Raw genomic sequence first — 22,128 nt, 5'->3', positions numbered from 1 at the left:
ACATCTGGCTCCGATGGACACCGAAGCACAGCACACGGAGCGCGACCGCTCCTCCCGCCCTGTCGAGTCCGAGGACATCTCGGACGTCGAGGGGCCGGAGGAACGGTCGCGTTTCGCGTTGGTGGCCCGGGTCGCGGACTGGCTCCCAGGTGGACGGTTCACTCTGACCGTGCTGGTCTGCCTGCTGTTCGTGGTGCTGTTCAGCAACTTCGTGATGCAGCCGTTCGAGATCCCCAGCGGTTCGATGGAGCGCGGATTGAGGATCGGGGACCGCGTTCTCGTAAACAAGTTGGCGTACCGTTTTGGTGCTGAGCCGCAGCGGGGCGACGTAGTTGTGTTCGACGGCACTGGGTATTTCGGGAACGCGGACTACGTCAAACGCGTCGTCGGTGTGGGGGGAGACCACGTGGTCTGCTGTGACAAGGACGGGAGGCTCCAAGTGAACGGCAGGTCGGTCGACGAGTCGACGTTTCTGTACCCGGGGAACAGCCCGTCCGATGTTCCCTTCGACGTCGTGGTGCCCGACGGCAGCCTGTTCCTCCTCGGCGACCACCGCAGCGACTCCAGCGACTCCCGCGACCACCTGGGGTCCCCCGGCGGCGGCATGGTCCCCGTCGGTGAAGTGATCGGCAGGGCCGACTGGATCGCCTGGCCCGCGGGCCACTGGACCCGGCTGCGGCGTTCCGCCGCCTACGCGCGTGTGTCCGCCGCGGACGGTGCCCATGGGTAACCGTGGCAGGCCGCGCGGAGTCTCCGACCACGCCGCCGACAACCTGCTGCCCACCGGCACCCGGCGCGCCGCCGGCGGCGCGGTCCGGCCCGGCCGTGCCGAGCGCCGCAAGCTCCAGCGCAAGGTCAAGCGGCGCCGACGGCGCTCCGCGGTCAAGGAGATACCTCTCCTCGTGGGCGTCGCGGTGCTCATAGCCCTTGTCCTCAAGACCTTCCTCGTCCAGGCCTTCGTGATCCCGTCGGGCTCCATGGAGAACACGATCCAGATCGGCGACCGTGTGCTCGTCGACAAGTTCACGCCATGGTTCGGCTCCAAGCCCGAGCGCGGCGACGTCGTCGTCTTCAAGGACCCCGGCAACTGGCTGGCCGGGGAGAAGACCACCAAGAAGAACGACCCCGTCGTCGTCAAGCAGGTCAAAGAGGGCTTGACGGCCATCGGTCTGCTGCCCTCCGACAACGACAAGGACCTGATCAAGCGGGTCGTCGCGGTCGGCGGCGACACCGTGAAGTGCTGCGACACCCAAGGGCGCGTGACCGTCAACGGCATGCCGCTCAACGAGACGTACATCCAGGCCGGGAACAAACCGTCGGACTTCTCCTTCGAAGAGACCGTGCCCAAGGGCCGTCTCTGGGTGATGGGCGACCACCGGGCCAACTCCGCCGACTCCCGCTACCACCGCACCGAGAAATACGGCGGTACCGTCTCCGAGAGTTCGGTCGTCGGCAGAGCCATGGTCATCGCCTGGCCCTTCGGGCACTGGACCCGTCTGAAGGAACCGGACACGTTCTCGTCCGTACCGAGCGGGTCGACAACCGCCCTCGGCCCGTCGCATAGGGTGGCGTCCGCGGATCTCAATCGATTGATCCCGCTCCCGAGCCCTGCGGAACTCCCGCTCGTTATGGGAGTGGTGGGCCTGCGCCGGATCCGGAGCAGGCGGCGGCACGGAGTGAGGAGTGGATGTGGGGGATTTGGCGGTCGGCGCACGATCCGGACATGGTGGCCCCGAGGAGCAGCCGGAGCGACCCGACGGATCGGCCACCCCGGCCACGAACGACGTCACTGGTTCCGGGAGTGACTCCGGGGACGGTGGCGGCGGTACGAAGGAGCAGGGCGAGCAGGAGCCGAAGCCCAAGAAGCCGCGTTCCTTCTGGAAGGAGCTTCCGCTCCTCATCGGTATCGCGCTCGTTCTCGCGCTGCTGATCAAGACCTTCCTGGTCCAGGCGTTCTCGATTCCCTCGGACTCGATGCAGAACACCCTTCAGCAGGGCGACAGGGTCCTGGTCGACAAGCTCACCCCGTGGTTCGGTTCGGAGCCCTCGCGCGGCGAGGTGGTCGTCTTCCACGACCCCGACAACTGGCTGGCGGGCGAGCCCACGCCCAACCCGAACGCCGTGCAGACGTTCCTCAGCAAGATCGGCCTGATGCCGTCCGCCAACGAGAAGGACCTCATCAAGCGGGTCATCGGTGTCGCCGGTGACACGATCGAGTGCAAGGGCAACGGCCCGGTGAAGGTCAACGGCAAGGCGCTGAACGAGACCTCGTACGTCTACGCCGGGAACACCCCGTGCAGCGTGGACGACCAGGGCGGCCAGTTCAAGGTGACGGTACCCAAAGGCAAAATCTGGGTCATGGGTGACCACCGGCAGAACTCGCTGGACTCCCGCTATCACCAGCAGGACAGTCACCAGGGCTTCGTGCCGGTGGGCAATGTCGTCGGCCGCGCCATCGTGATCGCCTGGCCGCCCACCCGCTGGGACACACTGCCGATTCCCGACACCTTCGACCAGAACCTCAGCGCCGCCGCTCCGGGCGCGCTCGGACTGGCCGGCGCGGTGCCGCTGGTGCTGTGGCGCAGGCGTCGGCTTACCGCCGGAAACCCGAGGGTTTCTGGTCGGGGTACCGCCGGGTAGGGTGCCGTCCCAGATCGCCGATCTTCCGCGGCCCGCAGGTGGGGCCGCGGGATCGATTCTCCGAGTTGGGGGAGCACTGGGATGAGCAGGACGTCAGGTCGTACGGACGAGGGCCGCGGGCGGCTCGGCAGCGTGCTGTCGGGGCTGGCCGTGGCCCTCGGCTGTGTGCTCTTTCTCGGCGGCTTCGCCTGGGGCGCGATCGAATACCAGCCGTACACCGTGCCGACCGAGTCGATGGTGCCGACCATCAAGGCGGGCGATCGCATTCTGGCCCAGCGGATCGACGGCGACGACGTCAAGCGCGGCGACGTCATCGTCTTCAAGCAGAAGAGCTGGGGCGACACGCTCATCGTCAAGCGGGTCGTCGCGGTCGGCGGTGACACGGTCGCGTGCTGCACGAACAACAAGCTGACCGTCAACGGCAAGCAGATCGACGAACCGTATCTCCCCAAGGGCCAGGCCGCGGAGTCGAAGCAGATCCCGACCATCGAGGTGCCCAAGGACCGGCTCTTCCTGCTCGGTGACGAGCGCAGCGGCTCACTGGACTCCACGGCCCACCTCACCGAGGCCTTCAACGGCACCGTCGCGCGCAGCGCGGTGAAGAGCCGTGTCGACGCCGTCGCCTGGCCGATGAACGGCATGTTGGCACGCCCCACGGGCTTCGAGAAGCTCGGCGGGATCTCGTCGCCGGGGCCGCTGCGGCTGGTCCTGACCGCCGTCGTGGTCGGCGCGGTGCTGGTGCTGGGCGGGGCGGCGTACGGGCCGATCGCGGGGCTGCTGAGGCGGCGCGGCCGGACGCGGACGGAGCTGGCCGGTGCCGCCTGAGGCGTCGTACGGGGGTTCCGTCGCGGACTCCGGCGCCGGCGGGCCACGGAAGGTGGCCCGGGTCGTGCTGCTCGACGCGGAGGACCGCATTCTGCTGCTGCACGGTCACGAGCCGGACGATCCGGCGGACGACTGGTGGTTCACGCCCGGCGGTGGCCTCGAGGGCGACGAGACGCACGAGGAGGCCGCGCTGCGGGAACTCGTGGAGGAGACCGGCATCACCGAGGTCGCCCTGGGCCCGGTGCTGTGGCAGCGGACCTGTTCGTTCCCGTTCGCGGGGCGCCGCTGGGACCAGGACGAGTGGTACTTCCTGGCCCGTACGACCCAGAAGGGAACCGTCGCCGCCGGGCTGACGGAGCTGGAACGGCGCAGTGTCGCCGGAGCGCGCTGGTGGACGTGCCGGGAACTGACCGAGGCACATGAGACGGTGTATCCGACCAGACTCGCCGAGCTGCTGCGCAGGCTGCTCGACGAGGGTCCTCCGGCCAGGCCCGAGATCCTCGACACCGAAATCGTCTAGGGGCTCGCGGGGCTGGCGCACAATAGGGGGACGCACGGCTGAAGGGGAACATGCCATGAGCGCCGAGGACCTCGAGAAGTACGAGACCGAGATGGAGCTGAAGCTCTATCGGGAGTACCGCGATGTCGTCGGTCTGTTCAAATATGTGATCGAGACCGAACGGCGCTTCTACCTCACCAACGACTACGAGATGCAGGTGCATTCGGTCCAGGGCGAGGTGTTCTTCGAGGTGTCCATGGCGGACGCCTGGGTGTGGGACATGTACCGACCTGCTCGCTTCGTCAAGCAGGTGCGTGTCCTTACGTTCAAGGACGTGAATATCGAGGAGCTGAACAAGAGCGACCTGGAGCTGCCGGGCGGCTGATGACGGGTGGCCGATGACAGACGGCCGGCGACGGACCGGGATCCCTCGCTGACGACGGACCAGGAAACCCTCGTGTGGGTGAGGGAGTTGTCCACAGTCGGCCGTTTGTCCACCAAGATCCAATAACGGGTCGAAGTGGCCTCAGTGTTGGCGCCGGAGGTGGTGCCGACATGAACACACCCGAGGCACGCAACGCACTGGGCAAGTACGGCGAGGATCTGGCCGCACGGCGGCTGACCGAGACCGGGATGACGGTCCTGGCGCGCAACTGGCGCGGCGGCAGGACCGGCGAGATCGACATCGTGGCCCGGGACGGCGACGCGCTCGTCGTCTGCGAGGTCAAGACGCGCAAGTCGGGGGCCTTCGAGCATCCGATGGCGGCCGTCACCCCGGCCAAGGCACAGCGCCTGCGTGGCCTGGCCGAGCGCTGGCTCCAGGAACACGGCGGGGCACCACCCGGCGGCGTCCGCATCGATCTGATCGGCGTCGTCCTCCCCGACCGTGGTGCCCCCGTGGTCGAGCACGCGCGGGGGGTGGCCTGATGGGATTCGCGCGTACCTGTGCGGTGGCCCTCGTGGGCGTCGAGGGCGTGGTCGTCGAGGTCCAGGCGGACCTGGAGCCGGGCGTCGCGGCCTTCACCCTGGTCGGTCTGCCCGACAAGAGCCTGACCGAGAGCAAGGACCGGGTCCGGGCGGCGGTGGTGAACTCCGGTTCGGCGTGGCCCCAGAAGAAACTCACGGTCGGCCTGAGCCCGGCCTCCGTACCCAAGGGCGGCAGCGGTTTTGACCTGGCCGTCGCCTGCGCGGTGCTGGGAGCCGCCGAGCGCATCGATCCCCGGGTGCTCTCCGACATCGTGATGATCGGCGAGCTGGGCCTGGACGGACGCGTGCGGCCGGTGCGGGGCGTGCTGCCCGCGGTCCTCGCCGCCGCGGACGCCGGGTACGAGCAGGTGGTGGTGCCCGAGTGCGCGGCCGCCGAGGCCTCGCTCGTACCGGGGATCTCGGTGCTCGGGGTGCGCAGTCTGCGCCAGCTGATCGCGGTGCTCACGGACGAACCGGTGCCCGAGGAGGACCCGGACGAGCAGGGCCGACCGGACCCGCTGATGGCGGGGTTGCGGATGCCGGGCACGGGCGCGGCCACCGGCATGCACAGCATGGGCGCGGCCCAGCACGGCCACGGCCATGACCTCGCCGACGTCGTGGGCCAGCACTCGGCACGGACCGCCGTGGAGGTCGCGGCGGCGGGTGGGCACCACCTTTTCCTGGAAGGTCCCCCAGGAGCGGGCAAGACGATGCTCGCCGAGCGGCTGCCGGCCATCCTGCCGCGGCTCACCCAGGGCGAATCCCTGGAGGTCACCGCCGTCCATTCGGTCGCCGGCCTGCTGCCAGCGGGCAGACCCCTGGTCGACATCGCTCCCTACTGCGCCCCGCACCACTCGGCGACCATGCAGGCCCTCGTCGGCGGGGGCCAGGGGATCGCACGGCCGGGCGCGGTGTCCCTGGCTCATCGAGGCGTGCTTTTCCTGGACGAAGCGCCCGAATTCAGCAGCCGGGCCCTCGACGCGCTGCGGCAGCCCCTGGAGGCGGGGCATGTGGTGATCGCGCGCAGTGCGGGGGTGGTGCGGTTTCCGGCGCGGTTCCAGATGGTGCTGGCGGCGAATCCCTGCCCGTGCGGCCGCTTCTCGCAACGGGACGACCTGTGCGAGTGTCCGTCCTCCGTGATCCGCCGCTATCAGGCCCGGCTCTCCGGGCCGCTGCTCGACCGTGTCGACCTGCGGATCGAGGTGGACCGCGTCACCCGCTCCGAGCTGACCGAGCGTGGTGCCCGGGGTGAATCCACCGAGACGGTCGCCGACCGGGTGCGCGCCGCCAGGGAGCGGGCCGCCGCGCGGCTGGCGGGCACGCCCTGGCGGACGAACAGCGAAGTGCCGGGACGGGAGCTGCGCAGCCGCTGGTACGCGTCCCTGGGCGCGATGGACGAGGCGGAGCGCAGCCTGGAGCGAGGTGCCCTGACCGCCCGCGGCCTGGACCGGGTGCTGCGTGTCGCCTGGACCGTCGCGGACCTGGTGGGACACGACCGGCCCGGCGCGACGGACGTCGCCCTCGCCCTGCAACTGCGCACCGGCGTCCCCCGTGGGGTGCCGATGGCGATCGGCGCGCTGTCGTGAGCCAGGAGGACGAGAGGCTTCAGCGGGCCTTCCTCGCGCGGGTGATCGAACCGGGCGACGAGGCGTGCGGGCGCTGGCTCCGTGCGGTCGGTGCCGCTGAGGCGGTCCGGCGGCTCGTCGCGGGCGGTGAGCAACCACGGGGAGTGACGGACAAGCGCTGGGCGGGGCTGCGGGCCCGGGCGGAGCGGGCGGACCCGGAGCGGGACCTCGCGGTGGCGCGGGAGGCCGGGACCCGGTTCGTGTGCCCCGGGGACCCCGAGTGGCCGGCGCAGCTCGACGACCTCGGCGACACGCGTCCCACCGGCCTGTGGGTACGGGGGCGGCCCAGCCTGCGGATATGGGCACTGCGCTCGGTCGCCGTGGTCGGAGCGAGGGCCTGCACCGAGTACGGCGCCCACGTGGCGGCCACGCTCGGCGCCGGGCTCGCCGAGCGTGGCTGGGTGGTGGTGTCGGGCGGTGCCTACGGGGTGGACGGCGCCGCGCACCGGGGTGCCCTCGGGGCGGGCGGTGCGACCGTCGCCGTGCTGGCCTGCGGAGTCGACCGGCCCTATCCGCGCGGACACACCGAGTTGATCTCCAGGATCGCCGAACAGGGGCTGGTCGTGGGGGAGTTGCCGCCCGGTGACCATCCCACGCCGAGCAGATTCATCCTCAGGAACCGGGTCATCGCCGCGCTCACCCGGGGGACGGTGGTCGTCGAGGCCGCGTACCGCAGTGGTGCGCTGGTCACGGCGCGGGCGGCGCAGCGGCTGGGGCGGTTCGCGATGGGGGTGCCGGGCCCCGTCACCAGTGGACTGTCGGCCGGGGTGCATGAGCTGCTGCGCGGGGAGGCGGTCCTGGTCACGGACGCCGCGGACGTCGCGGAGCTGGTGGGCGACATCGGCGAGCTGGCCCCGGACCGGCGCGGGCCCGTGCTGCCGCGTGACCTGCTGGATCCGGGCGCCGGACGTGTGCTGGCCGCGCTGCCGGCGCGCGGTCCGGCAGAGGCGGAGGAGATCGCCCGCGAGGCGGGGACCACCACGGACGACGCGGTCGGGAGACTGTACGAACTCCGATCACTTGGTTTCGTCGAACGACACGGCGACGGCTGGAAGTTGACACGCCAGGCCACGATCTCGGTCCGTGATGATCGTCGCGGGTGTTGACCGAGCGTGTTCGGCCGTCCGGGCGAACGCCGACAGCCTTGGCAATTCCCGCAGTTGATGTCCCTCGATGATCACGGAGGGCGACGAACATGCCCCCGAGGGGCGCACAGCGGAACGTATCTGCGCACGACTGATCCGCTCCCCTTCGCGCACTGCGACGCTCCAGTCACGCTACGCTCACGTGGATTCCGACGCAGGACAGGCAACTCGACATCAGCGCGACAGCGCACCCAGGTACCCCCAGTTCACGGCAGAACGGCACAAGGCGACGAATGCCCCAGCACACCTCCGGGTCCGATCGGGCGGCGATCCCCCCAGCCGCCCGCGACGGCGGTAGCGTGCGGCCGCCCGCTCCCTCGACGCTCGACGAGTTGTGGCGGTCGTACAAGGCGACAGGGGACGAGCGGCTGCGCGAGCAGTTGATCCTGCACTACTCGCCGCTGGTGAAGTACGTCGCGGGGCGGGTGAGCGTGGGTCTGCCGGCCAATGTGGAGCAGGCCGACTTCGTGTCGTCGGGGGTGTTCGGGCTGATCGACGCGATCGAGAAGTTCGACATCGAGCGGGAGATCAAGTTCGAGACGTACGCGATCACGCGGATCCGGGGCGCGATGATCGACGAGTTGCGGGCGCTGGACTGGATCCCTCGCTCGGTGCGGCAGAAGGCGCGCAATGTGGAGCGGGCGTACGCGACGCTCGAGGCGCGACTGCGGCGGACGCCGTCGGAGGGCGAGGTGGCCGCCGAGATGGGGATCGGGGTGGAGGATCTCCACGCGGTCTTCAGTCAGTTGTCGCTGGCCAACGTGGTGGCGCTGGAGGAACTGCTGCACGTCGGCGGTGAGGGCGGTGACCGGCTGAGCCTGATGGACACGCTGGAGGACACCGCGGCGGACAATCCGGTGGAGGTCGCCGAGGACCGGGAGCTGCGGAGGTTTCTGGCGCGGGCGATCAACACGCTGCCGGAGCGGGAGAAGACGGTGGTCACGCTCTACTACTACGAGGGTCTGACGCTCGCGGAGATCGGGAACGTGCTGGGAGTGACGGAGAGCCGGGTGAGTCAGATCCACACCAAGTCGGTGTTGCAGCTGCGCGCCAAGTTGGCGAGTTTCGGGCGCTGACCTCGAGCGGGGCAGGCTGCTGAATCGTCCCTGCCTGGTCACTCCGTCTCCCTGGCACGTTCCTTTCGGTGGTGGGAGTGGCTGCCGTTCGGGGCGGTCCGTCCGTAAAGTGGAGGGCGTGCCAAGGATTCGAGCGGCCTCCGTGGCCGAGCACCGGTCGATGCAGCGAGCCGCCCTGCTGGACGCGGCCCGGTCCCTGCTGTCCGAGGGCGGGACGGAGGCGCTGACCTTCCCGGCCCTGGCGGAGCGCACGGGGCTCGCGCGGTCCTCCGTGTACGAGTACTTCCGGTCCCGGGCGGCTGTGGTCGAAGAGCTGTGCGAGGTGGACTTTCCGGTCTGGGCCGCGGAGGTCTCGTCGGCGATGGCCGCGGTGGACGGGCCCGAGGGCAAGGTCGAGGCGTACGTCCGGCAGCAGTTGGCGCTGGTCGGGGACCGGCGGCACCGGGCTGTCGTGGCCATCTCCGCGAGTGAGCTCGACGCCGGGGCCCGGGAGAAGATCCGCGCGGCGCACGGCGGGCTGGTCGCGATGATCGTCGACGCGCTGCGGCAGATGGGCCACGCCGAGCCGCGGCTGGCCGCGATGCTGCTTCAGGGCGTGGTCGACGCGGCGGTACGGAGGATCGAGCTCGGGGCCGCGGAGGATCCCGGCACGATCACGGATGCCGCGGTGGGGATGGCACTACGGGGCGTACGGGGCTGAGCCCCTGTACGCCGGGTGCCCGGCGTCGGGGCAGGTCGCACGGCGTGGCCCCTGCGGAGTGCACCTTGGGGATTGAGGCCCCGCTTCCGATCGCACGTGCGCCTGCCGGCGTGGCGGCGAGTGCTCTTCCCGGCTTCTCAGCGCATGTGGGCCGGGGACCCGGACGGCTGTCTCCGGGCCCCTGTCAGCGGGAGCAGGCGGGACGGGCCCCTGTGCAGGAGCCAGGGCGGGAGCAGGGACAGGGGGTTCAAGTAGGTTCTGTCTCGGCGCAGGCCCCAGTGCAGGCATGACGTTCCACAGTGGGCGTCGCCCGGTTCGAGCGTGCCCAGTACCTCGCCCGCGGCCACCTCGTCGCCCTGGCGCACCGTCGCCCGTACGGGGGTGAAGGTCGTGCGCAGGGGCGGAGTGCCCGTGCCCGCGAGTTCGACGGCGACCACTCCACGGCCCGCGACGCGCCCCGCGAAGGAGACGCGGCCGGCCGCGACGGAGCGGACCGGGGCACCCGGGGGCGCCGCGAGGTCCACCCCGCGGTGGCCGCGGGCGTACGGCGTCGCCGGCGGGTCCCAGCCGCGCAGGACCGAGGGGCGCAGACCCACCGGCCAGAGACGGGCGAGAGGCAGAACCGTCGTGTCGGAGGCCGGTGGACCGGCGGGAGTCGGGGGCGCCGGACCGTTCGCCCGGGCCAGGGCTGAGGGGGTCAGCGCACCCAGAACGGTCACCGTCATTCCCAACAGCAACCCCAGCCACGTGCGCACACATCGTTTCGCTCGCATGCGAGAACGGTCCCGCATCGGACGGATCTTGGCCGGGATCTGTGGACCACCGGCCGGTTGTGGACAGCGGCGTCACCCCGCACCTCGCGGGTCCCGTACACTTCTCGTGGCGATCCGGGTCACCGGGTCGACTTCGCACGCCCCGACATCCGGTCATCAAAAGCCGGTGTCAGCGCCCCTCGGTCCCTCGTGGCAAGGCGCATCGCGGGCGTCAGGCGCGAGTGCCGTCCGGCACACGCGGCACAACCGAGAACACCAAGGAGAACGGCCATGGCCGTCGTCACGATGCGGGAGCTGCTGGAAAGCGGCGTCCACTTCGGTCACCAGACCCGTCGCTGGAACCCGAAGATGAAGCGCTTCATCTTCACGGAGCGCAACGGCATCTACATCATCGACCTGCTCCAGTCGCTGTCGTACATCGACCGCGCCTACGAGTTCGTCAAGGAGACCGTCGCCCACGGCGGCACGGTCATGTTCGTCGGCACGAAGAAGCAGGCGCAGGAGGCCATCGCGGAGCAGGCCACCCGCGTCGGCATGCCCTACGTCAACCAGCGCTGGCTGGGCGGCATGCTCACCAACTTCTCCACCGTCTACAAGCGTCTGCAGCGCCTCAAGGAGCTCGAGCAGATCGACTTCGAGGACGTCGCCGCTTCGGGTCTGACCAAGAAGGAGCTTCTCGTGCTCTCGCGCGAGAAGGCCAAGCTGGAGAAGACCCTCGGTGGTATCCGCGAGATGCAGAAGGTGCCCAGCGCCGTCTGGATCGTGGACACCAAGAAGGAGCACATCGCGGTCGGTGAGGCCCGGAAGCTCAACATCCCGGTCGTCGCCATCCTCGACACCAACTGTGACCCCGACGAGGTCGACTACAAGATCCCGGGCAACGACGACGCGATCCGCTCCGTCACCCTGCTCACCCGCGTGATCGCCGACGCCGTCGCCGAGGGCCTCATCGCCCGCTCCGGCGCCGGCAAGGCCGAGGGTGACAAGGCCGCGGGCGAGCCGCTCGCCGCGTGGGAGCGCGACCTGCTCGAGGGCGAGAAGAAGGCCGACGAGGCCGAGGTCCAGACCTCCGCCGAGACGGAGAAGGTCGCCGACGCCGAGCAGGCCGAGGTTGTCGCCGAGGCCGTTGTCGAGGCTCCGGCCGCCGAGGCCCCCGTCGCCGAGGCCCCGGCCGCGGACGCCGAGCAGGCCTGACCCCTCACCCCTTCGGGTAACGAACGGCGGGGGCACACCGAGCCCCCGCCGTTCGGCCCGTAGATCTTCAGACTTCGAGAGAGATTCCAGGAATCATGGCGAACTACACCGCCGCCGACGTCAAGAAGCTCCGTGAGCTCACCGGCGCCGGCATGATGGACTGCAAGAAGGCGCTGGACGAGGCCGACGGCAACGTCGACAAGGCCGTCGAGGCGCTGCGCATCAAGGGCCAGAAGGGCGTCGCCAAGCGCGAGGGCCGCTCCGCCGAGAACGGCGCCGTGGTCTCCATCATCGCTGACGACAACACCTCCGGTGTCCTGGTCGAGCTGAAGTGCGAGACGGACTTCGTCGCCAAGGGCGAGAAGTTCCAGACCGTCGCCAACGAGATCGCCCAGCACGTCGTCAAGACCTCCCCGGCCGACCTCGAGGCGCTTCTCGGCTCCGAGATCGAGCCCGGCAAGACGGTTCAGGCGTTCGTCGACGAGGCCAACGCCAACCTGGGCGAGAAGATCGTCCTGGACCGCTTCGCCCAGTTCTCCGGCGCCTACGTGACCGCGTACATGCACCGCACCATGCCCGACCTGCCCCCGCAGATCGGTGTCCTGGTCGAGCTGGACAAGGCCGACGCCGACCTCGCCAAGGGTGTCGCGCAGCACATCGCCGCCTTCGCGCCGAAGTACCTCTCCAAGGAGGACGTCCCGGCCGAGGTCGTCGAGTCCGAGCGTCGCGTCGCCGAGGAGACCACCCGCGCCGAGGGCAAGCCCGAGGCCGCCCTCCCGAAGATCGTCGAGGGTCGCGTCAACGGCTTCTTCAAGGAGGCCACCCTCCTCGGTCAGCCGTACGCGCTCGACAACAAGAAGTCCGTTCAGAAGGTCCTGGACGAGGCCGGTGTCACCCTGAAGCGCTTCGTGCGCATCAAGGTCGGCATCTGAGTCCGTACCGCGATCGACGCGCGGCCCCTATAGGGTCGGCAGCAGTCGTCCGCGTACGCCGACACGCGCGCGTGCGTGACGGACGACAGCAGATCTGACGAGGAGGCCATTGCCGCGTATGGGAGCCAACACCCCACCGGCAATGGCCTTCTTCGTATGTGCACCATGAGGAGATCTCCATGACCACCACCCAGGCCGACAAGGGCGAGAAGACCGACGACGGCAAAGGCGCGGGCCGCTTTCTGCTGAAGCTTTCCGGTGAGGCGTTCGCCGGCGGCGGCGGACTGGGCGTCGACCCCGACGTGGTGCACAAGATCGCCCGCGAGATCGCGGCCGTCGTGCGCGGCGGCGCCCAGATCGCCGTAGTCATCGGCGGCGGCAACTTCTTCCGCGGCGCCGAGCTCCAGCAGCGTGGCATGGACCGGGCCCGCTCCGACTACATGGGCATGCTCGGCACGGTGATGAACTGCCTCGCCCTCCAGGACTTCCTGGAGAAGGAGGGCATCGACAGCCGCGTGCAGACCGCCATCACCATGGGCCAGGTCGCCGAGCCGTACATCCCGCTGCGCGCCGTACGGCACCTGGAGAAGGGCCGTGTGGTCATCTTCGGCGCGGGTATGGGCATGCCCTACTTCTCCACCGACACCACCGCCGCCCAGCGCGCCCTGGAGATCGACGCCGAGGCCCTGCTGATGGGCAAGAACGGCGTGGACGGGGTCTACGACTCCGACCCCAAGACCAACCCCGAGGCCGTCAAGTTCGACTCGCTCGGCTACGGCGAGGTCATCACCCGCGACCTCAAGGTCGCCGACATGACCGCCATCACGCTGTGCCGCGACAACAAGCTGCCGATCCTGGTCTTCGAACTCCTGGCGGAGGGCAATATCGCGCGGGCCGTCAAGGGTGAGAAGATCGGCACACTCGTGGGTGACCAAAGCGGCCGGGGCTGACCGGGACCGACCCCGGCCGGGGACAAGCCCGGGCCGAGGACGGACCCTGACCGGGGGATGGACAATGTCCTGCCGGTCCGGAACCGTGCAGGAATAAGACGCGACGCAGCCGGCCGCCACCCCGACGAGGAGCAGCTGCCGGGCCTACTCAAGACACGCAGGAGCAAGTGGTGATCGAAGAGACCCTCCTCGAGGCCGAGGAGAAGATGGAGAAGGCCGTCGTGGTCGCCAAGGAGGACTTCGCCGCGATCCGCACCGGCCGTGCGCACCCGGCGATGTTCAACAAGATCGTGGCCGACTACTACGGCGCGCTGACGCCGATCAACCAGCTGGCCTCGTTCTCGGTGCCGGAGCCGCGCATGGCCGTGGTGACCCCGTTCGACAAGAGCGCGATGCGCAACATCGAGCAGGCGATCCGCGACTCCGACCTGGGCGTCAACCCCAGCAACGACGGCAACATCATCCGGGTGGTGTTCCCCGAGCTGACCGAGGAGCGCCGCAAGGACTACATCAAGGTCGCCAAGACCAAGGGCGAGGACGCCAAGGTGTCCATTCGCTCGGTCCGCCGCAAGGCCAAGGACGCCATCGACAAGCTGATCAAGGACGGCGAGGTCGGCGAGGACGAGGGCCGCCGCGCGGAGAAGGAGCTCGACGACACCACCGCGAAGTACGTCGCGCAGGTGGACGAGCTCCTCAAGCACAAGGAAGCGGAGCTGCTCGAGGTCTGATGAACGACTCTTCCTGGGGGGCGCCGCCACAAGCCGGGTTCTGGGGGCCGTCCGAGCAGGGGCCTGTCCAGGGGGCAGCCCCGGCGGGTCCCGCATACGATGCGCATAACGCGCAGCAGACTCGCCCCATGCCCATCGTGCCCGGCGTACCCGCACACGGCGGAGACCAGGATGACGACCGGGGGGCCGCTCGGCTGAGTGGCCCCCTGTTCCGCGACGACACACCACAGACGGGATCCCTCGGGACCCCGTCGCAGAAGCCGCAGGAGCCCATGCCCAGCCCCGCCCCACAGCCCGCCCCCGCACCGCAGAAGAAGAGTGCGGGACGCGACCTGGGCGCCGCGATAGGGGTCGGCGTCGGGCTGGGCGCGGTGATCGTCGCGTCGTTGTTCGTCGTCAAGGCCGTGTTCGTCGGGGTCATAGCGGTCGCCGTGGTGGTGGGCTTGTGGGAGCTCACATCACGGCTCGAGGAGCGCAAGGGCATCAAGGCACCGCTCGTCCCGCTGGCGGTCGGCGGTGCGGCGATGGTCGTCTCCGGTTACGTCCGGGGGGCCGAGGGCGCGTGGGTGGCGATGGCGCTCACCGCGCTGGCGGTCCTGGTCTGGCGGATGACGGAACCGCCCGAGGGCTACCTCAAGGACGTCACCGCGGGCGTCTTCGCCGCGTTCTACGTGCCGTTCCTGGCGACGTTCGTGGCCATGATGCTGACCGCCGACGACGGTCCGCGCCGCGTCCTGACGTTCCTGCTGCTGACGGTCGTCAGCGACACGGGCGCGTACGCGATCGGCTGGCGCTTCGGCAAGCACAAGCTGGCTCCGCGCATCAGCCCCGGCAAGACCCGCGAGGGCCTGTTCGGAGCGGTCACCTTCGCGATGGTCGGGGGCGCGCTGTGTCTGCAGTTCCTGATCGAGGGCGGCACGTGGTGGCAGGGGCTGATCCTCGGCCTCGCGGTCGCGGCCACCGCCACGCTCGGCGACCTCGGTGAGTCCATGATCAAGCGGGACCTGGGCATCAAGGACATGGGCACCTTGCTGCCGGGCCACGGCGGCATCATGGACCGGTTGGACTCGCTCCTGCCGACGGCGCCGGTGGTCTGGCTGCTGCTGGTGCTCTTCGTGGGATCCGGCTGACCCGCGCACACCTGAATGAGGGGCTCGTCGTCCACAGGGCGGCGGGCCTCTTTTCGTGGCGGGCTTCTTTTCTTCGGGTGTGGCCGAGGCGCCTTCGGGTGTGGCGGAGACGTCTTCGCGTATGGCCGAGGCGCCGGCGTCAGTGGTGGCCCAGCCCACCGCTGCCGAACGAGCCGCTGCCGCCCTCGTGCCAGCGTTGCCGCTTCTGCGACGAGCTCGTACGGGTCGACATATGGGTCAGCTCGTACGGGGTGAGAGCGTGCCCCCCCTTGGCCACCTTGGGTATCTCGGCGGGCTCCCGGATCTCCCGCGCCTCGCGGACCGGGCCGTCCTGCGGCACGTGCGGCTGCTCCTCCGGGCGTGGCAGGCGCGGTGCGCGGGTCCGCATACGGCAGCTCAGCCAGAAGCTGCCGGCCAGGAGCGTGATGAGAGCCACGGCGATCAGGAACAGCCCGAGGCTGAGCAGACCGCTGGGTTCCGCCAAATACATCGATGCATTACTCATACCAGGCAAATACCCTCAAATCGGCCAATGAACCAGCCGTCCCGACCGCGCCGGACGTCGGCTGGACCGTCGACGGTCAATCCAAAAGGGCGCCGTCAACGTAGTCATGTAGAGAGCCCCACCCCGGGGGTACGCCCCGGTCGGCTGGTTTCCGTACCGCGGGGATCTCGGCTGCGAGACGTGATTCCCGTACGTATGCGCGACACCTGCGACCGCGCCGCTCCTCCATGGGTCGCTCCTCCATGGAAGGAAAGGTGTATCCATCATGCGAGCACAACGCGTGACGCGTCTCGCCGCGGTGTCCGCGGTCGGCATTCTGATGGCCGGTGGCGCCGTGATCGGCGCGGCGGGCACGGCCTCAGCGGCAACCCCTGCCGTGCACACTCATGTGACCACGAACTGGTGCGGCGACCGTGGTGACCGGTGGGGCGGAGGCTGCTTCGATCACCGCTTCGATCACAACGGGTTCGGCTTCGATCACCGCTTCGATCACAACGGGTTCCGCTTCGGCGACCGCTTCGACCACCACGGGTTCTTCGTCAACCGCGGAGGTGTCCTGATCTTCGTGTTCTAGTACTCCCTCGCCACCCGGCCCGCTCGGTGACAGGGGTGAGCTGTGGCACGGCCGCGGTCCATCGGCGGCAGCCAGTTAGCCCACCTGGCGGGACGTGGCTGTGCCGATCAGCGGTCCGGGAGGTCTCCTGTGCTTCCATCGCGCCAGGAGGCATATGACATGGCTGACGAGCGACAGCAGGACACCCGCTCCCGACCCATCGCGTCCCAACGCCGCATGCCGGCCGCGGCCGCCCTTGCGCCCGTACTCACCGGTGTGCCTGCCGGGGCCCGAGCCCTGTCCCCGGGACCGGAGGACCGCTCCCCGGTCGAACCGGTGATGACCGAGCCGGCGGACTGGGCGGACGTGGGAGAGGCTCTGGGCCGGCCCGGTGGCATGAGGCGGTTCATGTACCACACGGGCTTGCCGCGCCGGGACCTCACGGTCTTCTCTCGCGGCATCCGGATCAACCCCGCGCTCGCCCTGGGCACGCAGGTGTCCTTCGTCCGTTACGCGGACCACAGCACGCTTTTGATGGGCGACGCGGTGGTCACCGAGCGCGAACTGCAGCACTTCAGCGACGTCCTGCAGGAGCACGGGATCATGCAGGCCGGCACCCACAAGCACCTGCTCGCCCACGAGCCGGATGTCTGGTGGGTTCATCTGCGCGCACACGGCCACGATCCCGTCACCGTCGCACGCGGTCTGCGCGCCGCGTTCGACCGCATCGGCACCCCGCCCGCCGAACCCACCACCTCTTCGCCGCCCGTCGACCTGGACACCGCCGCGATCGACGCCGTCATGGGCGTCAAGGGTGCCACCGACGGCGAGATCTACAGGTGCACCTATGTCCGCCGCGAGACCGTCGTCGACGGCCCTGTGATCCTGCCTCCGGGGCTGGGCGCCACCAGCTCCGTCAACTTCCAGCCGCTCGGCGGCGGGAGGGCCGCCCTCAGCGGTGGCCTGGTCGTGATCGCCGAGGAGGTCCGGGCCGTCCTCATGGCCCTGCGGCGCGGCGGCGTCGAACTCGTCGAGGCGCACCACCACAACCTCACCGATGAACCACGCCTGTTCTTCGTCCACTACTGGGCCGACGGCGATGCCGTCAGGCTCGCCCAGGCCATTCGCCGGGCCGTGGACACCACCAACGTCGTACCCATGCCCGGAGGAGCCGGCTGATGGCCGCGGACAACGAGAAGAACATCTGCCCGTTCGACTTCAGTGAAGCCCTGGAGTTCGACCCTGAGCTCGCGGACCTGATGGACCGCGATTCCCCCGCATACATTCGCCTTCCCTACGGTGATGCGGGGGCCTGGCTGGTCACCGGCTTCGACGCCGTCAAGCAGGTGACCACCGACCACCGGCTCAGCCGGGCCGCCATCATCGGCCACGACTACCCCCGTCTGACGCCGGAGCCGATCGTCTCGCCCGAATCGGTCAACGTGATGGACCCGCCGCACAGCAGCCGTGTCCGCCAGTTGGCCTCGCAGGCCTTCACGCAGCAGCGGGTCGAGGGGATGCGGAGCCGGATCACCTGGCTCGCGGACGCCCTGCTGGACAAGATGGAGGAGGACGGCCGGCCGGCGGACCTGGTTCAGTACCTCTCCGACCCGCTTCCCCAGCACACCATCCTGGACCTCCTCGGCATCGAACGGGACGAGTGGCCCCAGATGCAGGAGTCCGTGCGCCGGCTGCTCGTCGTCGACCCGGACAACAAGGAGGCCGCGGCGAGCGCCAAGGCCGACCTGACGGCCTACTTCGCCAAACTCGTCGAGCAGCGCCGGAACTCACCCGGCAAGGACATCATCAGTACGATGGCCGCGGCGCGGGACGGCAAGGACCAGCTTGACGACAGGGAACTGGCCGTCATGGCACTGACGCTGACACTCAGCGGCCAGGACACGGCGACGTGCCAGATCAGCGACATCGCCTACCTGCTCCTGACGCGTCCCGAGCTGATGGAACACCTCAGGCGCAGGCCGGAGACCCTGACCGACGTCCTGCAGGAGATGCTCCGCCACATCCCGTTCCGCAAGGGGGTCGGTATCCCCCGGCTGGCCCTTGAGGACGTGGAGCTGGACGGCGCACGGATCCAGGCGGGCGACTTCGTCCACGTGTCGTACCTGGCGGCCAACCGTGACCCGAAGCGCTTCCCGGACCCGCACGTCCTCGACCCCGACCGGCCGTACCAGCCGCACATGACGTTCGGCTGGGGCGGACACCGGTGCATCGCGGTGCCCTTGGCCATGGCGGAGCTGGAAGTGGCCATCGGGCGTCTCTTGCAGCGCTTCCCCGGGCTGCGGCTCGCGGTGCCGCCGGAGGAAGTGCGGTGGGACACGGAGACGATCCGGCGCTTCCCGATGGAGCTGCCGGTGACTTGGTAGCAGGGCCCGCTCTCGCTGTCCGGCCGACAGCGGGAGCAGGCACCGACGTCCATAGTTCACATGTTCGATCCCGGGGACGTGGAGAACTGACGGGCATCAGACGTGAGTGGGCCCCCTACCAGCACCTTTGGCGCTGGTAGGGGGCCCACTGTTCAGGAGCAGAGGTTCACGTGCCGGACGGCCAGGACGTGCCCCGCCGCGTCGATGAGGCGGCTGCGGGAGAGGTGTCCGCCGGCCACCGCATTGGTGATCGCCGTGGCGATAGCGGACGTTTGGGAGCTGACGTTGCCTCCCAGGTCGAACATGACCATGTCGGCGCCGGAGCGCAGGGCCTGGACGGCGGCGGCGGGAACGCTGAAGCCGGCGGCGGAGATGGCCTTGGCGCTGAGCGAGTCGGTGACCACCAGCCCCTTGAATCCCAGCTTGCCGCGCAGCTCGGAGCTGATGGCGGTGGGTGACAGGCTCGCCGGATTGGTGCCCAGTCCCGGCACGATGTTGTTGGAGACCATGATGGCCGGGGCACCGGCCTTGATGGCCGCTGTGAACGGCGGGATGCCCACCTTCTGCAGGGTGGACCAGGGCAGGGTGCGGGCCGGGCCGAAGTCGGAGTTGTAAGTGGAGCCGCCGAGGCCCGGGAAGTGCTTGACGACGGGTATCACGCCGCCCGCGCGCAACCCGTTCATGTACGCGACACCGGCCTTGGAGACCACCGAGGTGTTGCCGCTGAAGGACCGCCATCCGTCGGGGTTGGTCTTGCTGGGGGCCACGTTCCTGCCGTCGACGTCGACCACCGGCGCGAGGTCCATGTTGACCTGGGCGGCAGCCATCTTTCTGGCGACCTTCGTGACGTTCTGCTGGATCTGGGCCGGGGTCCAGTGCGCGCCCATGTACGCGGGCCAGGGCAGGGACCCGACGAGGTTCGACATGCGCTGGATGCCGCCGCCCTCCTCGTCGGTCATCACCAACAGGCCCAGTTTGCCGGGCACATGGGACTTCAGGGCGGTCAGCCGGGAGCCGAGGTCGGTCGGAGCCTTGCTGCCGAACAGCAGCACACCGCCCGCACCCGCGCTCACCTCGGAAGTGACGTCGGACACCGAGGTCTCCGACACCGGGACGGCGACGGTCAGCATGGCCAGCCGGCGGTTCGACCACCCGGCCAGCTTCGTGCTGTTGGTGCACGCGGTGGCGGCGGAGGTGAGGGCCGGAGCGAGGGACGAACGGGAGGAGGAAGGCGTGGCGGACGGGGCGAAGGCCGAACGGGAGAGGGAAGGCGTGGCGGACGGGGCGAGGGACACGCCGGGGCCACTGGAGTGCGGGGCCGCCTTGGGGGTGTCCGTGCCACAGCCCGCCAGGAGCATCGCCGCCACGGCGGCGGCCGTGCTCAGTCTTCGTGCGGTCGTGGCGCGGCCGGGGAGCCGCGGCGGTGGTGTCGCGCTTCTGCGGTCACGGTACGACAGGAGATCCATCGCCCGGCCTCCTTAGGGAAGGCGCGACGGTACCCGTCGCACTGAGAGCCGTATGAGCATGAGGTGGGCCTTCCGGCGCGTGAGAGGCGCACCAGCCCGGATTTGTGCGCTGGTCCACGGTCGGAATACCAGGATCTCGCGCCTCGGAGCCGGACGAAAGTCCAGCCGACGTGAGCCAGGGCGTACGTTCGAGCGTGCTTCACCCGAGTCGTGGCGAAGCTCACGTGGGACGGGTGTCGGCCCGAGGGCGCCCTCGGGCCGGGAAACGGCAGGTCAGGGCGGCTCCGAGCGCGGCCCGCAGATCGGCCGGCGCGCCGCCTCCTGGCCCGCCCGGCAACGCTCCGCGGCTGAGTACGTCCGCTGCCGCACCGGCAAGGGAAGCGACGGTGCCTCATCAGCACAGGCGGGCGTGCCAAGCCCCGAGTCCCACCGAGGCGTAGAAGTGGGAAGGGCGTGCATCCCGCGTTGCCGGGCGGAGGCGTACGGCTTCCCGGATTCCGTGGCCCGAGCGCTCAGCACCCACAACCGCGTGGATGAGGCGCTGGCAAAGGCCCTCGAGGCGGAGAGCTGGGCACCCGAGCAGGCACGAAACCACTACCTCGCACGTGAACTCGTCCTCACCTGGATCCGGAACCAGCAGGGCCGGCCGAGCCGCAACCTGGCAGACCTGGCCAACAGGATGCACCTCGTCTGAGCTGGGTACCCTCGGCTCTATGGCAGCGAACGCACACGAAGCGAAGATGGCGCATCCGCGCATGGCAGCGGGTGCGCTGTTCTTCGACACCGCGGGCCGGATCCTCATGGTGGAGCCCACGTACAAGGACTACTGGGACATCCCCGGGGGATACGTCGAGACCGGCGAGTCACCCTTGCACGCTGCCGTCCGAGAGGTTCGCGAGGAGCTGGGCATCACGCCACCCATCGGGCGCCTGCTCGCGGTCGACTGGGCACCGAACGAAGCCGAGGGCGACAAGGTGCTGTACCTCTTCGACGGCGGCCGGCTCAGCCAGGACCACCTTGCCCAGATCACCTTGCAGCCGGACGAGCTGAAGGGCTTTTCCTTCCTGCCCCCGGAACAAGTTGCCGAGCGCACGATCCCGCGACTGGCCCGGCGCATCCTCGCCGCAACGGAGGCCAGGAACCAGACGGCTCCGGTCTACCTGGAGCACGGCCAGAAGCCCGAAAGCCGAGCCGCATGATCGTCGGTAGCTCGACCATGATCGCGGTGCGGTAGAACTTTCCCTACTTCATCAAGGCCCGCGCACGGCGCGGGCGCGCGCCGCCTCTGCGGCGCGGCCTGCCTCCTGTCTCCGCCCCGGCTGGCCGCGCCCGGCGGCGCGCTACGTGCAGCGGGCAGGAGCGAGGAAGTCACCCGCGGGCAAAAGACATGCCTCCGGCGGGGGCGCTCAGGCTCCAGGATGGCGGGGGCTCCGTTCGCGAGTGCTGGCCGAGTGTGGCGTGCGCGGGAGCTCCCATCCCGTCTGCCGTCGACCCAGGCAGAGCCGAGCAGACGCGGCCCCTGGCGTCCAGGTCGTTCGTACAGTGGCGCGCTCCACCTGGACGCCAGGAACCACGCCCGCTCCACGGTGTGTGGGTCGACGGCAGACGGGATGGGAGCTGGGGTGAGTGGTGGGTGGAGGTTGTGCGCGAGGCTTGAGGAGGGGGGTGGATGCCACGGCCTTAAGCTCACAGTCCCGAGGCGAACCCGGGGACCTTTGTGCCCACCCCCCTTAACCGCGGACCTCAAGGGTTCTCCGACCGGTCTCGACGAGCAAGCTAGCAAGAGGCACTGACAGTGGACCTGTGACGGCTTCCAGGCTGGAAGCAGACGTGCCCCTGCCGTGCCCGATCGAGCGGGAGACACCGGGGAACGGCAGTTACTCGTGGACAGCGCCATCAGCGCGACAATCCCCGACCGATTTACCTGGTCAGGGGCCGTTCATCTGCGGTGGGTGTGGGATTTGAACCCACGGTGACATCGCCGCCACGACGGTTTTCAAGATCGCTGAAGGGTTGACTCGCCCATTGAGACTCCGC

At 69.5% G+C, this 22,128-nt stretch carries 24 protein-coding genes; 21 read left to right on the top strand and 3 right to left on the bottom strand.

Annotated elements, in window-relative coordinates; all coding sequences use genetic code 11:
• Positions 1–13: 13 nt before the first annotated feature.
• The 11 genes from lepB (OG568_RS17080) (at position 14) to OG568_RS17030 (ending at position 9,476) form a co-directional block, all read left to right on the top strand.
• Positions 14–730, top strand: a complete 717-nt coding sequence (lepB, locus tag OG568_RS17080) for a signal peptidase I (RefSeq protein WP_329532213.1) — start codon at positions 14–16, stop codon at positions 728–730.
• Complete coding sequence (gene lepB / locus OG568_RS17075) at positions 723–1,805, top strand: signal peptidase I (protein WP_266430886.1); 1,083 nt, start codon at positions 723–725, stop codon at positions 1,803–1,805. The genes lepB (OG568_RS17080) and lepB (OG568_RS17075) overlap by 8 nt, the downstream gene beginning before the upstream one ends.
• Positions 1,690–2,640 carry a signal peptidase I gene (gene lepB, locus OG568_RS17070; protein ID WP_266586169.1) on the top strand — a complete coding sequence of 317 codons (951 nt, stop codon included), beginning with the start codon at positions 1,690–1,692 and terminating at the stop codon, positions 2,638–2,640. The genes lepB (OG568_RS17075) and lepB (OG568_RS17070) overlap by 116 nt, the downstream gene beginning before the upstream one ends.
• An 81-nt stretch (positions 2,641–2,721) precedes the next feature.
• The gene (gene lepB, locus OG568_RS17065) at positions 2,722–3,465 is read left to right on the top strand and encodes a signal peptidase I (protein WP_329532212.1); all 744 of its coding nucleotides are present in this window, start codon (positions 2,722–2,724) and stop codon (positions 3,463–3,465) included.
• Complete coding sequence (locus OG568_RS17060) at positions 3,455–3,985, top strand: NUDIX hydrolase (protein ID WP_329532211.1); 531 nt, start codon at positions 3,455–3,457, stop codon at positions 3,983–3,985. The genes lepB (OG568_RS17065) and OG568_RS17060 overlap by 11 nt, the downstream gene beginning before the upstream one ends.
• A 55-nt stretch (positions 3,986–4,040) precedes the next feature.
• Positions 4,041–4,349 carry a DUF2469 domain-containing protein gene (locus tag OG568_RS17055; RefSeq protein ID WP_003965949.1) on the top strand — a complete coding sequence of 103 codons (309 nt, stop codon included), beginning with the start codon at positions 4,041–4,043 and terminating at the stop codon, positions 4,347–4,349.
• 170 nt (positions 4,350–4,519) lie between these two features.
• Entirely contained in the window at positions 4,520–4,891 is a 372-nt protein-coding gene (locus tag OG568_RS17050; protein WP_266430878.1) for a YraN family protein, read from the top strand.
• The gene (locus tag OG568_RS17045) at positions 4,891–6,516 is read left to right on the top strand and encodes a YifB family Mg chelatase-like AAA ATPase (protein ID WP_329532210.1); all 1,626 of its coding nucleotides are present in this window, start codon (positions 4,891–4,893) and stop codon (positions 6,514–6,516) included. Before OG568_RS17050 ends, OG568_RS17045 begins: the two co-directional genes overlap by 1 nt.
• Positions 6,513–7,661, top strand: a complete 1,149-nt coding sequence (gene dprA, locus OG568_RS17040) for a DNA-processing protein DprA (protein WP_266586177.1) — start codon at positions 6,513–6,515, stop codon at positions 7,659–7,661. The genes OG568_RS17045 and dprA overlap by 4 nt, the downstream gene beginning before the upstream one ends.
• Positions 7,662–7,933: 272 nt before the next feature.
• On the top strand, positions 7,934–8,776 hold the full coding sequence (whiG, locus tag OG568_RS17035) for an RNA polymerase sigma factor WhiG (protein ID WP_266430872.1): 843 nt from the start codon (positions 7,934–7,936) through the stop codon (positions 8,774–8,776).
• 142 nt (positions 8,777–8,918) lie between these two features.
• Complete coding sequence (locus OG568_RS17030; RefSeq protein WP_329536375.1) at positions 8,919–9,476, top strand: TetR/AcrR family transcriptional regulator; 558 nt, start codon at positions 8,919–8,921, stop codon at positions 9,474–9,476.
• A gap of 137 nt (positions 9,477–9,613) precedes the next feature.
• Here the strand turns inward: OG568_RS17030 and OG568_RS17025 are convergent, their stop codons facing one another.
• The gene (locus OG568_RS17025; protein ID WP_329532209.1) at positions 9,614–10,249 is read right to left on the bottom strand and encodes a murein hydrolase activator EnvC family protein; all 636 of its coding nucleotides are present in this window, start codon (positions 10,247–10,249) and stop codon (positions 9,614–9,616) included.
• Between the two features lie 270 nt (positions 10,250–10,519).
• Here OG568_RS17025 and rpsB point away from each other — a divergent pair, with 270 nt between their 5' ends.
• The 5 genes from rpsB to OG568_RS17000 all read left to right on the top strand — a co-directional run bounded on the left by rpsB (position 10,520) and on the right by OG568_RS17000 (position 15,183).
• The gene (gene rpsB / locus OG568_RS17020) at positions 10,520–11,443 is read left to right on the top strand and encodes a 30S ribosomal protein S2 (protein WP_266430868.1); all 924 of its coding nucleotides are present in this window, start codon (positions 10,520–10,522) and stop codon (positions 11,441–11,443) included.
• Positions 11,444–11,538: 95 nt separating this feature from the next.
• On the top strand, positions 11,539–12,375 hold the full coding sequence (gene tsf, locus OG568_RS17015; protein WP_168496067.1) for a translation elongation factor Ts: 837 nt from the start codon (positions 11,539–11,541) through the stop codon (positions 12,373–12,375).
• Positions 12,376–12,554: 179 nt separating this feature from the next.
• Positions 12,555–13,325, top strand: a complete 771-nt coding sequence (pyrH, locus tag OG568_RS17010) for a UMP kinase (RefSeq protein WP_266430864.1) — start codon at positions 12,555–12,557, stop codon at positions 13,323–13,325.
• 170 nt (positions 13,326–13,495) lie between these two features.
• The gene (gene frr, locus OG568_RS17005; protein ID WP_054235439.1) at positions 13,496–14,053 is read left to right on the top strand and encodes a ribosome recycling factor; all 558 of its coding nucleotides are present in this window, start codon (positions 13,496–13,498) and stop codon (positions 14,051–14,053) included.
• Complete coding sequence (locus tag OG568_RS17000; RefSeq protein WP_329532208.1) at positions 14,053–15,183, top strand: phosphatidate cytidylyltransferase; 1,131 nt, start codon at positions 14,053–14,055, stop codon at positions 15,181–15,183. The genes frr and OG568_RS17000 overlap by 1 nt, the downstream gene beginning before the upstream one ends.
• A gap of 139 nt (positions 15,184–15,322) precedes the next feature.
• Here the strand turns inward: OG568_RS17000 and OG568_RS16995 are convergent, their stop codons facing one another.
• A complete protein-coding gene (locus tag OG568_RS16995) occupies positions 15,323–15,688 on the bottom strand; it encodes a DUF6479 family protein (RefSeq protein ID WP_266586182.1) in 366 nt (121 codons plus the stop codon).
• 265 nt (positions 15,689–15,953) lie between these two features.
• On the opposite strand from OG568_RS16995, the gene OG568_RS16990 reads away from it, so the two are divergent.
• From OG568_RS16990 to OG568_RS16980, 3 genes are all read left to right on the top strand, one after another.
• Positions 15,954–16,262: a hypothetical protein gene (locus OG568_RS16990; RefSeq protein ID WP_329532207.1), complete on the top strand. Its 309-nt coding sequence runs from the start codon at positions 15,954–15,956 to the stop codon at positions 16,260–16,262.
• A gap of 159 nt (positions 16,263–16,421) precedes the next feature.
• Positions 16,422–17,420: an LppY/LpqO family protein gene (locus OG568_RS16985; RefSeq protein WP_329532206.1), complete on the top strand. Its 999-nt coding sequence runs from the start codon at positions 16,422–16,424 to the stop codon at positions 17,418–17,420.
• Positions 17,420–18,625 carry a cytochrome P450 gene (locus OG568_RS16980; RefSeq protein WP_329532205.1) on the top strand — a complete coding sequence of 402 codons (1,206 nt, stop codon included), beginning with the start codon at positions 17,420–17,422 and terminating at the stop codon, positions 18,623–18,625. The genes OG568_RS16985 and OG568_RS16980 overlap by 1 nt, the downstream gene beginning before the upstream one ends.
• A gap of 152 nt (positions 18,626–18,777) precedes the next feature.
• On the opposite strand, the gene OG568_RS16975 is transcribed toward OG568_RS16980, so the two are convergent.
• Positions 18,778–20,091 (bottom strand): glycoside hydrolase family 3 N-terminal domain-containing protein, encoded by a 1,314-nt coding sequence (locus OG568_RS16975; RefSeq protein WP_329532204.1) that lies wholly within the window; start codon positions 20,089–20,091, stop codon positions 18,778–18,780.
• Positions 20,092–20,620: 529 nt separating this feature from the next.
• Between OG568_RS16975 and OG568_RS16970 the strand changes: the two genes are divergently transcribed.
• Both OG568_RS16970 and OG568_RS16965 read left to right on the top strand, forming a co-directional pair.
• A complete protein-coding gene (locus tag OG568_RS16970) occupies positions 20,621–20,785 on the top strand; it encodes a hypothetical protein (protein ID WP_329532203.1) in 165 nt (54 codons plus the stop codon).
• A gap of 19 nt (positions 20,786–20,804) precedes the next feature.
• Entirely contained in the window at positions 20,805–21,290 is a 486-nt protein-coding gene (locus OG568_RS16965) for an NUDIX hydrolase (protein ID WP_329532202.1), read from the top strand.
• Positions 21,291–22,128: the final 838 nt, after the last annotated feature.

Origin of the sequence: Streptomyces sp. NBC_01450 (genome assembly GCF_036227505.1) — a bacterium.
In the GTDB taxonomy this organism is placed as follows: domain Bacteria; phylum Actinomycetota; class Actinomycetes; order Streptomycetales; family Streptomycetaceae; genus Streptomyces.
Note: the sequence above shows the minus strand (reverse complement) of the source record. Positions and strands in the feature narration are given on the sequence as shown.